Source organism: Dokdonella ginsengisoli, assembly GCF_042652785.1.
Lineage (GTDB): Bacteria > Pseudomonadota > Gammaproteobacteria > Xanthomonadales > Rhodanobacteraceae > Dokdonella_A > Dokdonella_A ginsengisoli.
Genome location: NZ_JBHSHD010000002.1, coordinates 362,652 through 375,758, shown reverse-complemented (window position 1 = coordinate 375,758; position 13,107 = coordinate 362,652). Strand labels below are relative to the sequence as shown.

The 13,107-nt window shown below is 70.9% G+C and carries 18 protein-coding genes; 16 read left to right on the top strand and 2 right to left on the bottom strand.

Going from position 1 to position 13,107, the window contains the following annotated elements:
- Positions 1 to 32 precede the first annotated feature (32 nt).
- From rsmG to ACFO6Q_RS01930, 13 genes are all read left to right on the top strand, one after another.
- Positions 33 to 698: a 16S rRNA (guanine(527)-N(7))-methyltransferase RsmG gene (gene rsmG, locus ACFO6Q_RS01990; protein WP_380018811.1), complete on the top strand. Its 666-nt coding sequence runs from the start codon at positions 33 to 35 to the stop codon at positions 696 to 698.
- Positions 695 to 1,480 carry a ParA family protein gene (locus tag ACFO6Q_RS01985; protein WP_380018810.1) on the top strand — a complete coding sequence of 262 codons (786 nt, stop codon included), beginning with the start codon at positions 695 to 697 and terminating at the stop codon, positions 1,478 to 1,480. Before rsmG ends, ACFO6Q_RS01985 begins: the two co-directional genes overlap by 4 nt.
- Positions 1,481 to 1,544: 64 nt before the next feature.
- Positions 1,545 to 2,426 (top strand): ParB/RepB/Spo0J family partition protein, encoded by an 882-nt coding sequence (locus tag ACFO6Q_RS01980; protein ID WP_380018809.1) that lies wholly within the window; start codon positions 1,545 to 1,547, stop codon positions 2,424 to 2,426.
- 73 nt (positions 2,427 to 2,499) lie between these two features.
- Positions 2,500 to 3,507: a BACON domain-containing protein gene (locus ACFO6Q_RS01975; RefSeq protein WP_380018808.1), complete on the top strand. Its 1,008-nt coding sequence runs from the start codon at positions 2,500 to 2,502 to the stop codon at positions 3,505 to 3,507.
- Between the two features lie 11 nt (positions 3,508 to 3,518).
- Complete coding sequence (locus ACFO6Q_RS01970) at positions 3,519 to 4,085, top strand: sigma-70 family RNA polymerase sigma factor (protein WP_380018807.1); 567 nt, start codon at positions 3,519 to 3,521, stop codon at positions 4,083 to 4,085.
- Complete coding sequence (locus ACFO6Q_RS01965; protein WP_380018806.1) at positions 4,072 to 4,809, top strand: DUF3379 family protein; 738 nt, start codon at positions 4,072 to 4,074, stop codon at positions 4,807 to 4,809. The genes ACFO6Q_RS01970 and ACFO6Q_RS01965 overlap by 14 nt, the downstream gene beginning before the upstream one ends.
- 56 nt (positions 4,810 to 4,865) lie before the next feature.
- On the top strand, positions 4,866 to 5,588 hold the full coding sequence (locus ACFO6Q_RS01960; protein WP_380018842.1) for a glycosyltransferase family 2 protein: 723 nt from the start codon (positions 4,866 to 4,868) through the stop codon (positions 5,586 to 5,588).
- A gap of 194 nt (positions 5,589 to 5,782) precedes the next feature.
- Positions 5,783 to 6,139 carry a hypothetical protein gene (locus tag ACFO6Q_RS01955; RefSeq protein ID WP_380018805.1) on the top strand — a complete coding sequence of 119 codons (357 nt, stop codon included), beginning with the start codon at positions 5,783 to 5,785 and terminating at the stop codon, positions 6,137 to 6,139.
- Positions 6,140 to 6,172: 33 nt separating this feature from the next.
- Positions 6,173 to 6,688 carry an EF-hand domain-containing protein gene (locus ACFO6Q_RS01950; RefSeq protein WP_380018804.1) on the top strand — a complete coding sequence of 172 codons (516 nt, stop codon included), beginning with the start codon at positions 6,173 to 6,175 and terminating at the stop codon, positions 6,686 to 6,688.
- A 283-nt stretch (positions 6,689 to 6,971) separates the two neighbouring features.
- Positions 6,972 to 7,208 carry a 50S ribosomal protein L28 gene (gene rpmB, locus ACFO6Q_RS01945; protein WP_291182640.1) on the top strand — a complete coding sequence of 79 codons (237 nt, stop codon included), beginning with the start codon at positions 6,972 to 6,974 and terminating at the stop codon, positions 7,206 to 7,208.
- Between the two features lie 13 nt (positions 7,209 to 7,221).
- On the top strand, positions 7,222 to 7,386 hold the full coding sequence (gene rpmG / locus ACFO6Q_RS01940) for a 50S ribosomal protein L33 (protein WP_380018803.1): 165 nt from the start codon (positions 7,222 to 7,224) through the stop codon (positions 7,384 to 7,386).
- 90 nt (positions 7,387 to 7,476) lie between these two features.
- On the top strand, positions 7,477 to 8,022 hold the full coding sequence (locus ACFO6Q_RS01935; protein WP_380018802.1) for a DUF4166 domain-containing protein: 546 nt from the start codon (positions 7,477 to 7,479) through the stop codon (positions 8,020 to 8,022).
- Positions 8,012 to 8,422: a thiol-disulfide oxidoreductase DCC family protein gene (locus ACFO6Q_RS01930; protein ID WP_380018801.1), complete on the top strand. Its 411-nt coding sequence runs from the start codon at positions 8,012 to 8,014 to the stop codon at positions 8,420 to 8,422. Before ACFO6Q_RS01935 ends, ACFO6Q_RS01930 begins: the two co-directional genes overlap by 11 nt.
- A 70-nt stretch (positions 8,423 to 8,492) precedes the next feature.
- Here the strand turns inward: ACFO6Q_RS01930 and ACFO6Q_RS01925 are convergent, their stop codons facing one another.
- Both ACFO6Q_RS01925 and ACFO6Q_RS01920 read right to left on the bottom strand, forming a co-directional pair.
- Positions 8,493 to 9,698 carry a DesA family fatty acid desaturase gene (locus ACFO6Q_RS01925; protein ID WP_380018800.1) on the bottom strand — a complete coding sequence of 402 codons (1,206 nt, stop codon included), beginning with the start codon at positions 9,696 to 9,698 and terminating at the stop codon, positions 8,493 to 8,495.
- A gap of 74 nt (positions 9,699 to 9,772) precedes the next feature.
- Entirely contained in the window at positions 9,773 to 10,003 is a 231-nt protein-coding gene (locus tag ACFO6Q_RS01920; protein WP_380018799.1) for a hypothetical protein, read from the bottom strand.
- 54 nt (positions 10,004 to 10,057) lie between these two features.
- On the opposite strand from ACFO6Q_RS01920, the gene ACFO6Q_RS01915 reads away from it, so the two are divergent.
- Genes ACFO6Q_RS01915 through ACFO6Q_RS01905 form a run of 3 tightly spaced genes read left to right on the top strand, consistent with a single transcriptional unit; the run spans position 10,058 to position 13,100 of the window.
- Complete coding sequence (locus ACFO6Q_RS01915; protein ID WP_380018798.1) at positions 10,058 to 10,972, top strand: ABC transporter ATP-binding protein; 915 nt, start codon at positions 10,058 to 10,060, stop codon at positions 10,970 to 10,972.
- Positions 10,969 to 11,733 (top strand): ABC transporter permease, encoded by a 765-nt coding sequence (locus ACFO6Q_RS01910; RefSeq protein WP_380018797.1) that lies wholly within the window; start codon positions 10,969 to 10,971, stop codon positions 11,731 to 11,733. The genes ACFO6Q_RS01915 and ACFO6Q_RS01910 overlap by 4 nt, the downstream gene beginning before the upstream one ends.
- Positions 11,730 to 13,100 carry a GldG family protein gene (locus tag ACFO6Q_RS01905; protein WP_380018796.1) on the top strand — a complete coding sequence of 457 codons (1,371 nt, stop codon included), beginning with the start codon at positions 11,730 to 11,732 and terminating at the stop codon, positions 13,098 to 13,100. Before ACFO6Q_RS01910 ends, ACFO6Q_RS01905 begins: the two co-directional genes overlap by 4 nt.
- The last annotated feature ends 7 nt before the right edge of the window (positions 13,101 to 13,107 follow it).

Here is a 13,107-nt window from a genome sequence, read left to right as displayed (position 1 = left end):
CGCATCGCCCCGATCGTCGAAGTCCAAGCCGCATGTCTGACAGAGATCGGCTGCGGCAGCGCCTCGTCGCCGGCCTCGCAGCCCTGCACCTCGATCTTCCCGCCGCCGCCGTCGAGCGGCTGCTCGCGTACGTCGCGCTGCTGGCGCGCTGGAACGCGACCTACAACCTGAGCGCCGTGCGCGACGTCGACGAAATGGTCACGCGCCATCTGCTCGATTCGCTGGCCGTGCTGCCGTACGTGCGCGGCGCCACGCTGGCCGACCTGGGCAGCGGCGCCGGCCTGCCCGGCGTGCCGTTCGCGATCGCGGCGCCGCAGCGCGCGGTGACCCTGGTCGACTCCAACGGCAAGAAGACGCGCTTCCTGCGTGCCGCCGCGCGCGAGCTGGGGCTTTCCAACGTGCGCGTGGTCGAAAGCCGCGTCGAGGCGGTCGAGGGCACGTACGATTGCGTCACCGCGCGGGCGTTCGCGAGCCTCGCCGAGATGCTGTCCTGGGGCGGGCACCTGCTCGCCGCGGACGGCGTCTGGCTGGCCCTGAAGGGGCGCTTTCCCGAAGAGGAACTCGCCGCGGTGCCGCCCGGTTTCGTGGTGGAGAAAGTCGACGCGCTCGCCGTGCCGGGCTTGGACGCGGAACGGCATGTCGTGGTAATCAAGCGGGTCCGGCCGGACGCGCCGGAACGGCAGGGGCCTTCGGCATGACGCGCATCATCGCGGTGGCAAACCAGAAAGGCGGGGTCGGCAAGACCACGACCGCGGTCAACCTCGCCGCCGCCCTGGCGGAGGCGAAGCGCAAGGTGCTGCTGATCGATCTGGATCCGCAGGGCAACGCGACGATGGCGGCCGGGGTGGATAAGCGCACCGTCACGCTCACCGGCTGCGAGGTGCTGCTCGAGGAAGCGACCATCGAGCAGGCGATCCAGCCGACCGAGGCCGGTTTCGATCTGCTGCCCGGCAGCGGCGACCTGACCGCCGCCGAGCTGAAGCTGATGGACACCCTCGCGCGCGAGATGCGCCTGAAGGACCAGCTGGCCAAGCTCGGCGACCGCTACCACACGATCCTGATCGACTGCCCGCCGACCCTGCATCTTCTGACCATCAACGCGCTGACCGCGGCGCACGGCGTGCTGATTCCGGTGCAGTGCGAATACTTCGCGCTGGAAGGCCTGTCGAGCCTGCTCGACACGATCAAGGCGGTGCGCGCGCGGCTGAATCCGGCGCTCGAGATCGAGGGCCTGCTGCGCACGATGTATGACGTGCGCAACAACCTCGGCAACGAGGTGTCGTTGCAGCTGACCAAGCATTTCGGCGACAAGGTGTTCCGTTCGATCATTCCGCGCAACGTGCGCCTGGCCGAGGCGCCCAGCCACGGCAAGCCGATCAACCTGTACGACCGCGAGTCGCGCGGCGCGGTCGCCTATCTCGGCCTCGCCGGCGAGATGCTGCGGCGCGAGCGCGGACCCGTCGAAGCGGCATCCCCCTGAAGCGGGCGGTCAGGACGGCCGCTTTTTGACTTTCGCGATCAGGACGATCGCCCGGAGAACCCCCATGGCGGCGAAGAAAAAAGGACTCGGACTCGGACGCGGCCTCGACGCCCTGCTCGGCGGCGGCGATCCCGGCGCGCCGGCGGTGGCCGCAGGCGAGACGGAAGGCGAGCTGCGCACGCTCGAAACCGCCGCGATCCGGCCCGGCAAGTACCAGCCGCGCCACCACTTCGACGCCGAGCGCATCGAGGAACTGGCCGCGTCGATCAAGGCGCAGGGCCTGATCCAGCCGGTCGTCGTGCGCGCGATCGGGCCGGGCCGCTACGAGCTGATCGCCGGCGAGCGTCGCTGGCGCGCGGCGCAGCAGGCCGGCCTCGCCGAGATCCCGGCCCTGGTCAAGGAAGTCCCCGACCAGGCCGTGGTGGCGATGGCGCTGATCGAGAACATCCAGCGCGAGGACCTGTCGCCGCTGGAGGAAGCCCAGGCGCTGGCGCGGCTGATCGACGAGTTCGAGCTGACCCACCAGCAGGCCGCCGACGCGGTCGGCCGTTCGCGCGCGGCGGTGTCCAATCTGCTGCGCCTGCTCGACCTGCCGGAGGAGATCAAGCGCCTGCTCGACGACCGCCGGCTGGAGATGGGCCACGCCCGCGCGCTGGCGACGGTGCAGCCGGAGGCGCGCGCGACCGCGCTGGCGCGCGAGGCGGCCGAGAAGGGCTGGTCGGTGCGCGAGCTGGAGGAGGCCGTGCGCCGCTTCGCCGTGCCGGTCGTCGGCCAGACCAAGGGCAAGCCGGCGCGCGACCCGAACATCGCCTCGCTCGAACGCGAGCTGGCCGAGAAGCTCGCCACGCGCGTGAACCTCGAGCACGCGCGCAACGGCCGCGGCAAGCTGGTCATCCACTACCACAGCCTCGACGAGCTGGACGGCCTGCTCGAACGCATCCGCTGAACCGGCGCCTGCGCCGGCAACCTTCGGGCGCCATGGCGGTACTCAGCAGGACCAACGTCCTGGGGAGATCGTCATGCAACGCCATCGTGTTTCCGTGGCCGCCGCGCTCGCGCTCGTCGCCGCCGTACTCGTCTTCGTCGCCGGCCGCGACGTGTTCGCCCGCAACGGGCGCGGCCTGCCCGAGCCCGCCGCGACGCTGGGCGGCAGCACGCACCAGGTCGGCATCTCGGGCTTCACCTACACGCCCAACGACCTGACCATCCAGGTCGGCGACTCGGTCGATTTCGCCGCCAGCGGCACGCATCCGCTGCGTTCGGACGACGACCTGTTCTCGTGCAATGCGGCCTGCACGCAGACGTTCGACACGCCCGGGGAATACCGCTACTACTGCGCCAACCACGGTGGCGCCGGCGGCCAGGGCATGTCCGGCATCGTGCGGGTGGTCGGCGGGACCACGCACCAGATCGGCATTTCCGGCTTCACCTACACGCCCAACACGCTGACGATCGCGCCGGGCGATTCGGTCGCCTTCACGGCCAGCGGCCTGCATCCACTGCGTTCGGACGACAGCCTGTTCTCGTGCGACGCGAACTGCACGGTGGCGTTCCCGAACGTCGGCGAGTTCCGCTTCTACTGCGAAAACCACGGCGGTGCCGGCGGCCAGGGCATGTCCGGCATCATCATCGTGCAGGCGGCCACCGCACCCGTGCTGGAGCTGTCGGTGACGAGCCTCGCGGCGCAGGCCGCCGCCGGCGAGAGCACGACGCAGGCGTTCGACATCGGCAACACCGGCGACGCACCGCTGGACTGGACCGCCGACACCTCGTCCGGCGACTGCGCCAGCCCGGTCGCCGTGCCGTGGCTCAGCGTCGATCCGGCGGCCGGCTCGGTCGCGCAGGGCGCGCAGTCGTCGGTCGATGCGATCTTCGATGCGAGCGCGCTCGATCCCGGCACGTACAGCGCCAACCTGTGCGTGCACAGCAACGATACGGCGCATAATCCGGTCACGCTGCCGGTCGAGTTCACGGTCACCGCGGCGGACCTGATTTTCGAGAACGGTTTCGACGGCCCGCCGGAGTAACACTGCCGCGCATGAGGGAATCTGCAAGCGAGGACGCCCGAGCCCGGTCTGTTGCTGACGTGAGTCAACGTCAGCAACAGTACGAGGCCCTCGTGCGCGCGCATTCCGGCGAGCTGTATCGGTACGCCTACTGGCTGTGCGGCCAGGAGGCGCTGGCGCAGGATCTCGTGCAGGAGACCTTCCTGCGCGCCTGGCGCAGCCTGGATTCCCTGCGCGAGGACGTCGCGGCGAAGGCGTGGCTGACCACCATCCTGCGCCGCGAGCACGCGCGCCTGTACGAGCGCAAGCCGCTGCCGACCACCGACATCGACGAGCTGGAACTCGCCGACGGCGTGCCCGGCCCCGAGCATCGCGGCGAGGACGCCGTGCTGCGCGCGGCGATCGCCCGGCTCGAACCCAAATACCGCGAACCGCTGGTGCTGCAGGTGCTCGGCGGTTTTTCCTGCGCCGAGATCGCGCGCGAACTGGAGATCAGCGAAGCGGCCGTGATGACCCAGGTGTTCCGTGCGCGGCAGAAGCTGCGCGCCATGCTCGACGAGGACACGGCCAGGGAGGTGAAGGCGCATGGACTGCCTTGAGTTCCGCCGCCGGCTCGGCGTCGATCCGCACGTCACCGACCGCGACGCGCGCGAACACCTGCAATCGTGCCCGTTCTGCACCGAGGCGTACGCGCGCGCGCAGGCCTTCGAGGCGCGCCTGGCCTCGGCACTGAGCGTGGCGGTGCCGGACGGCCTGGCCGATCGCATCCTGCTCGCGCAGCTGACCGGCGAACGGCGCCAGCGCAGCTCGCGGCGCGCGCGCCTGGGCTGGATCGCGCTGGCCGCGGCGGCCAGCCTGGTGCTCGCGCTGGGCGTGTGGCGGCGGCAGGCGGCGGTGACCGCGCCGCTGTCGCAGCTGGTCGCCGAGCACGTGACCGGGCCGCACGAACGCGACGCGCTGTCGCGCACCGCCGCGCTGCCGGAGGCGGACGTGCGCAAGGCCTTCGCCGACCGCGGCGTCGCGCTCGTCTCGGTGCCTGACGGCGTCGCCTACGTCAGCGAATGCCCGGTCGGCGACTACCGCACCGTGCACATGGTCATGCCGCGCGGCGGCGAGCCGGTCAGCGTGCTCTACGTCGTCCAGCACCGCGTGCCGGCGAGCACGGACTTCGAGCGTGCCGGCCTGCGCGGGCGCGAGGTGCCGATCCGCGACGGCACCCTGGTGATGCTGGCGAAGGACCGCGACAGCTTCGGCGCGCTCGAGCGCGCCTGGCACGAGGCGATCGAGGGGCCGCCGCGGCTTTCCGCCGCCGGGGCGCCCTGAGTCCCGCCGCCGGAGCCCGCCTTCGGCGATAATGCGCCTCTTTCGCGCCGGTCCCGATCCGCATGCCCGTACTGTCCGTCGTCGTGCCCGTGTTCAACGAGCGCGACAATATCCCGCCGCTGCTCGCCGAAATCGCCGCCGCCCTGCGCGGCAGGGCCGATTTCGAGATCGTCTACGTCGACGACGCCAGCAAGGACGACTCGCTCGCCGTGCTGAACCAGGCGAAGGCGCAGTATCCGGAGCTGCGCGTGATCCGGCACCTGGCACAGAGCGGCCAGAGCACGGCGATCCGCAACGGGGTCAAGGCCGCGCGCGGCCAGTGGATCGCCACGCTCGACGGCGACGGCCAGAACGATCCGGCCGACATCCCCAAGCTGGTCGCGATGCGCGACGAATCGCCGGCGGCGATCAAGCTGTACGCCGGCTGGCGCGTCAACCGCAAGGATTCGGGCAGCAAGCGCTGGGCATCGAAATGGGCGAACGCGATCCGCTCGCGCCTGCTGCGCGACGACACGCCCGACACCGGCTGCGGCATCAAGCTGTTCGAGCGCGCCGCCTTCCTCGACCTGCCCTACTTCGACCACATGCACCGCTACCTGCCGGCGCTGATGCAGCGCGCCGGCTGGCAGGTGCGCAGCGTGCCGGTCAACCATCGCCCACGCGGTACCGGCGTGTCCAAGTACAACAACCTCAACCGCGCCCTGGTCGGCATCTCGGACCTGCGCGGGGTCGGCTGGCTGATCAAGCGGTCGCGGCGCACCGACGTCGAGGAAACGTGAAAGGCCGCGCGCGCGTCGTGTAGAGCGCGTGTCGCTAGCTGAACGGCCCCCGCTGCGCCGGCCCGTCTCGGGTTGATCCGCCCCGGCGTCGTTCGTACAGTCGGGCCACTGTCCGTGCAGCGGGCACCGGCTTCGTTCGACCGGCTCCGCTGCCTTTCGCGATTCCGTCGCGCATCCGCAGGAGGTCCGCCGTGATGAGCACTCTTTCCCCGTCCGCCGCCGTTTCCGTCGCGCCGCCGCGTCCGCTTCGCCGTGCCGGCGCGCTGCTGCTGGCCGTGCTGTTCGCCTTGCTGATGGCCGACGGTGCCGTCGCCCGCGACAACAAGAAGCGCAACACCCTGATCGGCGTCGGCCTCGGCGCGGTCGGCGGTGCGCTGCTGACGAACGGCGATGTCTGGGGCACGGTCGGCGGTGCCGCCGCCGGCGGCGTGATCGGCAACGTGCTGACCAAGGATCGCCACGACCGCCGCTGGGATCGCCGCGACTACTACGACCGCCGCGACCGTCGCGACTACTACGATCGCCGCGATCGCCATCATCATCGCCGCTGAACCGACCCGTCCACTCTCGCAGGAGAAGGCATCATGTCGATCCATTCCGTTCGCGCCGCGCTGCCGTTTGCCGCCCTGGTCCTCCTGCTCGGCGTCGGTGCCGCGCATGCGCAGTCCGGCGCACCGGCCAAGACCGCCGCCGCGCCGGCCGCCGCTGCCGACGACGACGAAGACGGCAGCGCGCAGAAGGACCGCCGGGCCCGCTACGTCCAGCGTTCGTTCGAGCGCTTCGACACCAACCACGACGGCACCATCGACCGCGACGAATTCGGGGTCGGCCTGGGAAGGTTCCTCGACCGCCAGCGCGCCGCCTTCAACCGCGACTTCAAGGCCGCCGACGCGAACGGCGACGGCAAGCTCAGCCAGGAAGAAGCCAGCGAGGCCAATCCGGTCCTGGCCCAGCATTTCGAGGACATCGACGCCAATCACGACGGTTTCCTGACCAAGTCGGAAATCCGCGCCTCGATTCGCGAGCAGCAGACGCGCGTCACCGTCGAAGGCGACGAGCAGGACGATGCCGCCGGCGCGTCGGCGCAGAAGAAGGACTGATCCGACGGCGCGCGCCTCGCAGGCGCGGCGCCCGGGCTCTCGGGGGCGGACGGCTGCAGCGGCCGTCCGTCCCTTCGTCGCGCCCGCACTTGCCGCAAGCTGCTGATTCGGCTATAAAGCGCGGCTCCCTGCGCCGTTCATCGCCCTCCGGGCACGCGGAAATCCGGTCATGCGGTCCGCCCGCGTCGGACGTCCGGGGACCTCCAGCACCGCATGGCGCACCGCCGCCGCTGGGCCGCCGCCGTCCTGGCCAAGGACGGAATCGAAAACTTGCGAGGTTCGCATGTCCAGAGTCTGCCAAGTCACCGGAAAGAGCTTCCAGTCCGGCAACAACGTTTCCCACGCCAACAACAAGACCCGGCGCCGCTGGCTGCCGAACCTGCACGAGCGCCGCTTCTGGGTGCCGAGCGAGAAGCGCTGGGTGTCCCTGCGCGTGTCCAGCCACGGGCTGCGCACGATCGACAAGAAGGGCATCGAAGTCGTCGTCGCCGAGCTGCGCAAGCGCGGCGAGAAGATCTGAGGAGTAACCGACCATGGCATCCAAGCGCGACAAGATCCGTCTGATCTCCTCGGCCGGCACCGGCCACTTCTACACCACCGACAAGAACAAGAAGAACACGCCGGAAAAGATGGAGGTCAAGAAGTACGACCCCGTCATCCGCAAGCACGTCGCCTACAAGGAAGGCAAGATCAAGTAACCGCAGGACGCGGACAGCGCTTTACCGGAAACCCGCCCTCGTGGCGGGTTTCTTCTTTTCCGGCTCCGCACGCGCAGGCACCATGCACCGATGAGCGAAGCCGCCCTGTTTCCCGACCTGCTCGGCCCACGCTGGCCGTCGTTGCCGCCGAGCGTGCGTGCGATGCACGGCGGCCGCCCGCTCGTGCGTGCGCGCGGCCGCGTGGACGTCGAGGGCGACCTGCGCCTGCCGGCGCGCCTGCTGCGCGCGCTGTTCCGCCTGCCGGCGCCGGTGAGCGGAGCGGCGATCGAGGTCGAGATCCGGCAGCAGGCGGGCGCGGAGACGTGGACGCGCCGGTTTCCCGGCCGCGTGATGCGCTCGCGCCTGCGCCGCTCGCGGCGGCCCGGCGCGTTCGAGGAAGTCATCGGCGCGTCGCGCTTCGCGTTCTCGCCGCATTGCGCCGACGGCACGCTGCGCTGGACCGCCTGCGAGGTACGCCTGTTCGGCCTGCCCCTGCCGCTGCGCTGGTTCGACGGCATCGCGGCCAGCTGCGGCGAGCAGGAAGGTCGCTACCGTTTCGCCGCGGCCGCGCGCCTGCCGTGGATCGGCCTGCTGGTCGCCTATTCCGGCTGGCTGGAGCCGCTCGATGCCGACTGACCCCGGCCATCCGATCCTCGTCTTCGACGGCGTCTGCCTGCTGTGCAGCCGCTGGGTGCGCTTCATCCTGCGCCACGACCGCGCCGGCCGCTACCGCTTCGCCGCAATGCAGTCGGAAACCGGCCGCGCCCTGCTCGACGCGCACGGGCTCGATCCGGACGATCCGAATTCGCTGCTGCTGTGCGAGGCCGGCGCTCACTGGACCGACAGCGACGCGATCGTGCGCGTGCTGACCGGCTTCGGCGGTGCCTGGCACGCGTTCGCCGTGCTGCGGCTGCTGCCGCGGCGGCTGCGCGATCCGGCGTACCGGATGCTGGCGCGCCATCGCTACCGATGGTTCGGACGCAGCCAGACCTGCTGGCTGCCGTCGCCCGAGCATGCGGAGCGATTCCTGCCGTGACGGCGCCGGCGCCGGGCACGAAAAAGCCCGCGCGAGGCGGGCTTTTTCGTCGACGGACGGCAGGAAGGACTCAGCCCGCGTCGCCCGCAAGCCGGTAGCCTTTCAGGCGCGCGGCGAATTCCGCCAGCGTGCGGATGCCGGTCGCCTCGGCTTCGCGGCACCACTCCTTGAGGCCGTCGAGCATGCCGTCGGCGTTGCGGCCGTTGCGCTCGGTCAGCGCGGCCAGGCGCGCGCGGAATTCGCACACCGTGCGCAGCTGCGGGTGCTTCTCGGTGAACGCGGTCATGCGCTCGCGCGACGCGGCGTCGAGCCAGCGGCCGCCGTTGCCGAGCGCCTTGCGCAGCTTGCGCGGCAGCGCGGCGATGCCGGCGCCGGCCTTGCCGGCTTCCTCGCGCAGGGTCGGCGCGATGACGCCGCGGAAGTAGTCGCTCATGATGTGGAAGCGGTGCGACAGCACGGCCTTCACGGTGTCGGCGTCGGGCAGGTGCATGTTCGGGCGCACGTCCAGGGTCGGCGCGACGCGCAGGACCTTGGACAGGCCGAGCGTCTCGAACAGGCGGATGGCCGCCCAGCCGATGTCGAACTCCCACTTGCGCAGCGCGAACTTGGCCGAGCTGGGGAACGCGTGATGGTTGTTGTGCAGCTCCTCGCCGCCGATCCACACGCCCCACGGCGACAGGTTGGTCGAGGTGTCGGCGGACTCGAAGTTGCGATAGCCCCACCAGTGGCCGATGCCGTTGACGAAGCCGGCGGCCCAGAACGGAATCCAGATCATCTGGATCGCCCACAGCGCGATGCCGACGACGCCGAACAGGGCGAGGTTGATCACCGCCATCAGGGTCGGGCCCCAGTACGCGTGCGGTGCGTAGAGGTGCCGCTCGATCCAGTCGTCCGGCGTGCCGCGGCCGTACTTCTCCATGTCGTCGAGGTTGTGGCTGGCGTCGCGGTACAGACCCACGCCGTCCCAGAACACCTTCTTGATGCCGTAGATCTGCGGGCTGTGCGGATCTTCCTCGGTCTCCACCTTGGCGTGGTGCTTGCGGTGGATGGCGACCCATTCCTTGGTGACCATGCCGGTCGACAGCCACGACCAGAAGCGGAAGAAGTGCGCCAGCACGGGATGGAAGTCCACGCCGCGATGCGTCTGGCTGCGATGCAGGTACAGGGTCACCGTGAAGATCGTCAGCTGGGTCACGACCAGCAGGTAGACGATCCAGGTGCCCCAGGAACCCTGCGTCAGGCCGCGCGAGGCGAAGGAAACGATGGAATCGAGCATTTGTCGGGTACTGCGGAAGGAGGGAGTGAAAGTGCACTATACGCGCGGCAACATGGCGCTGCCATTGCGCTGGTTCAAGTTTCACGAGCGTTTTCGCGTGGTTTCGTCTTCGGCCTCGTCTTCGTCGCTTTCGGCCGGGATTTATCGAACAAATGTTTGAGCGAACAGCCGGTTGCGGGCGTGCCGCCCTGCGCCTGGGCGTGGCCGGCCGGCGGGAAAGACGCGCCGCGCACGGAAATCCGCACCGGCGCAATCCGCACAATCGGCGCGCGCGTCTTGCCCGCGCGGGCACCGAACCGGAACAATCGCGCTCCGCCCGCCGCGTACACTCGTCCCGGCCCTTGAACGCCACCGCTCCCGTGCTTTCCCTCGAAGACGTCAGCCGGGTACTGGCCGGACGCACGGTCGTGCGCGCGCTGGACCTGGAACTGCGCCGCGGCGAAGTGCTCGGCCTGCTCGGCGTCAACGGCGCCGGCAAGAGCACCACCCTGCGCATGATCGCCGGCGTGCTCGCGCCCAGCCGCGGCCGCGTGCGCCTGGGCGGCGAGGACCTGTACGAATACCCCGAGCTGGCGCGGCGGCGCATCGGCTACCTGCCGGAAGTGCCGCCGCTGCACGCGGAGCTGACCCCGGCCGAATTCCTCGCCTTCTGCGCGCGTCTGCGCGGTCTCGCCCGCGGCGCGGTCGCCGCGGCGGTCGGACGCGCGATCGAGCGCTGCGAACTGGGCGAGGTGCGGCGGCGCCCGATCGCGGCGCTGTCGAAAGGTTTCCGCCAGCGCGTCGGTCTGGCGCAGGCGATCGTGCACGAGCCGGAACTGATCGTGCTCGACGAGCCGGCCTCGGGACTCGATCCGGTGCAGGCGCTGAAGCTGCGCCAGCTGGTGCGCGGGCTGGGCGAGGAGCACGCGGTGGTGCTGTCCACGCACGTGCTGCCGGACGTCTCCGCCTGTTGCGACCGCGTCGCGATCCTGCATCGCGGCGAGCTGCGCTACGGCGGTACTCCCGGCGAGCAGGCGCAGGACACCTTCCTCGTCGGCACGGCGAAGATCGTGCACGCGGTCGACTGGCAGGCGCTCGATCTGGTCGCCTCGGCCGAAGCGCTCGAACCGCGCCGCTGGCGCGTGCAGCTGCGCCCGGGCGTCGCCGTCGATACGCTCGCACGCGCGGTGGTCGAGCGTGGCTTCGGCCTGCAGGAACTGCGTGCCGAGGACGGTTCGCTGGAGCGCGCGTTCCTCGCGGTCGCCGCGGCCGACGCGCCGGAGCAGGCCGCGTGAACGCTGCCGCGCTGATCGCGCGCCACGAATGGCGCCGCCTCGCGGTGCAGCCGTTCTCCTGGGGGCTGGCGGCGATCGTCGTCGCGCTGATGGCGTGGCAGTTCCTGCTCTCGATCGACGGATTCCTCGAACTGGCGCCCAAGCTCGGCGGGCTGAAGGGTGCGCCGGGCGTGACCGACCTCGTCGCGATTCCGCTGCTGCGCGGCTACTCGACCCTGCTGGTGCTGCTGGTGCCGCTGGTCACGATGCGCAGCTTCGCCGGCGAGCGCCGTGCGCAGACTCTGCCGCTGCTGCTGGCCAGCGGCGTCGGCAACCTGCGCATCGTGCTCGGCAAGTACTTCGGCGCGTTCGGCTTCGTGCTCGTGCTGACCGTGCTGGTCGCGCTGATGCCGCTCGCGCTCGGCTTCGGCACCGCGCTGGATGCGGGCAAGCTCGCCGCGGCCCTGCTCGGCCTGGTCCTGTACGCCGCCGCGCTGTGCGCGATCGGCGTGGCCTGCTCGGTGTGGACCGCGCAGCCGGCGCTGGCCGCCGCGTCCGCGCTGGCGATCACCAGCCTGCTCGCCGTCGTCGACTCCGGCGCGCGCCTGCAGGGCGTGGACACCGCCGCGGTCAACTACTTCGCCCTGCCCACGCACCTGCAGCCGTTCTTCCTCGGCCTGGTCGGCAGCGTCGACGTGGTCTATTTCGCGCTGCTCGTCTTCGTCGCGCTGGCCCTGGCGACGCGCCGGCTCGACACCCTGCGCAGCCGGGCAGACGCATGAGCGAGCGCCTGGGCAACCTCGTCCACGCCGCGCTGCTGCTGCTGGTCGCGGCGGCGATCGCGTTCCTCAGCACACGCTACGCGGTCGTCGCGGACTGGAGCCGCGAGCGCAGCGCGAGCCTGGGCGAGGCTTCGGTGGCGATGCTGCAATCGCTCGACGCGCCGGTCGAGGTGATCAGCTACGCGCGCCGGCAGGGCGGACTGCGCAAGGTCGTGGCCGATTTCGTCGACCGCTACCGCCGCGTGAAGCCGGACCTGAGCCTGCGCTTCGTCGATCCGGACGAGGATCCCGGCGCGATGCGCGCGGCCGGCGTGAACGTCGACGGCGAAATGGAGATCCGCTACAAGGATCGCCGCGAACGCCTCAAGGTGCTCGGCGAGGCGGAGTTCTCCAGCACGCTGCTGCGCCTGTCGCGCGCGCGCGAGCGCATCGTCGCCTTCCTCGAAGGCGAGGGCGAACGGCAGCCGCTCGGCAAGGCCAATGCCGACCTCGGCCAGTTCGTCGGCGCGCTGGCCGAACGCGGCCTGCGCGCGGTGCCGCTGCCGTTGGCGAACGTCGGCAAGGTGCCGGAGAACACCGATCTGGTGGTGATCGCCGATCCGCAGGTGGCGGTGCCGGACGCGGTGGCGGCCGAACTCGTCGACTATCTCGATCGCGGCGGCGCGCTGCTGTGGCTGGCCGAGCCGGACGAGGCCGCCGGCCTGGACGGGCTCGCCGCCGCGCTCGGCCTGCGCCTGCTGCCCGGCACCCTGGTCGACGGCAGCGGGCAGGCGCTCGGCCTGGGCGACCCGAGCTTCGTCGCGCTCACCGCCTATCCGCCGCACGCGATCACGCGCGATTTCGCGCTGACCACGCTGTTCCCGCAGCCGGTCGCGCTGGCGAGGCTGTCGCAGTCGCGCTGGGATGCGCAGCCGATCCTGCGCAGCAGCGAAAAATCCTGGAACGAGACCGGCACGATCCCCAAGGCCGGCGAGGCGGGCGACACGATCCGCCAGGATGCCGACGCCGGCGAGATTCCCGGTCCGCTCGATCTCGGCTTCGCGCTGACGCGCGTGTCGCCGCGGCCGGACCGCCGCGAGCAGCGCGCGGTGGTGATCGGCGACGGCGATTTCCTCTCCAACAGTTTCCTCGGCAACGGCGGCAATCGCGAATTCGGGCAGCGCGTGTTCGACTGGCTGCTCGGCGACGACGCGCAGATCGCGATCGCCGACCGCGTCGCGGCGGACCGCACGCTGGATTTCACGCAGGCGCAGCTGAGCGCGCTCGGCCTGGTGTTCCTGATCGGCCTGCCGCTGCTGCTCGCCGGCTGCGGCACGTGGATCGCGTGGCGGCGCCGGCGCGGCGGCGCGCCGGACGCACGCCGCTGAGCCCGCG

Excerpts from the sequence above, each read along its gene's own strand:
- rsmG (WP_380018811.1), top strand. The coding sequence starts at position 33 with ATGTCTGACAGAGATCGGCTGCGGCAGCGCCTCGTCGCCGGCCTCGCA.
- ACFO6Q_RS01985 (WP_380018810.1), top strand. The coding sequence starts at position 695 with ATGACGCGCATCATCGCGGTGGCAAACCAGAAAGGCGGGGTCGGCAAG.
- ACFO6Q_RS01980 (WP_380018809.1), top strand. The coding sequence starts at position 1,545 with ATGGCGGCGAAGAAAAAAGGACTCGGACTCGGACGCGGCCTCGACGCC.
- ACFO6Q_RS01975 (WP_380018808.1), top strand. The coding sequence starts at position 2,500 with ATGCAACGCCATCGTGTTTCCGTGGCCGCCGCGCTCGCGCTCGTCGCC.
- ACFO6Q_RS01970 (WP_380018807.1), top strand. The coding sequence starts at position 3,519 with ATGAGGGAATCTGCAAGCGAGGACGCCCGAGCCCGGTCTGTTGCTGAC.
- ACFO6Q_RS01965 (WP_380018806.1), top strand. The coding sequence starts at position 4,072 with ATGGACTGCCTTGAGTTCCGCCGCCGGCTCGGCGTCGATCCGCACGTC.
- ACFO6Q_RS01955 (WP_380018805.1), top strand. The coding sequence starts at position 5,783 with ATGAGCACTCTTTCCCCGTCCGCCGCCGTTTCCGTCGCGCCGCCGCGT.
- ACFO6Q_RS01950 (WP_380018804.1), top strand. The coding sequence starts at position 6,173 with ATGTCGATCCATTCCGTTCGCGCCGCGCTGCCGTTTGCCGCCCTGGTC.
- rpmB (WP_291182640.1), top strand. The coding sequence starts at position 6,972 with ATGTCCAGAGTCTGCCAAGTCACCGGAAAGAGCTTCCAGTCCGGCAAC.
- rpmG (WP_380018803.1), top strand. The coding sequence starts at position 7,222 with ATGGCATCCAAGCGCGACAAGATCCGTCTGATCTCCTCGGCCGGCACC.
- ACFO6Q_RS01935 (WP_380018802.1), top strand. The coding sequence starts at position 7,477 with ATGAGCGAAGCCGCCCTGTTTCCCGACCTGCTCGGCCCACGCTGGCCG.
- ACFO6Q_RS01930 (WP_380018801.1), top strand. The coding sequence starts at position 8,012 with ATGCCGACTGACCCCGGCCATCCGATCCTCGTCTTCGACGGCGTCTGC.
- ACFO6Q_RS01925 (WP_380018800.1), bottom strand. The coding sequence starts at position 9,698 with ATGCTCGATTCCATCGTTTCCTTCGCCTCGCGCGGCCTGACGCAGGGT.
- ACFO6Q_RS01905 (WP_380018796.1), top strand. The coding sequence starts at position 11,730 with ATGAGCGAGCGCCTGGGCAACCTCGTCCACGCCGCGCTGCTGCTGCTG.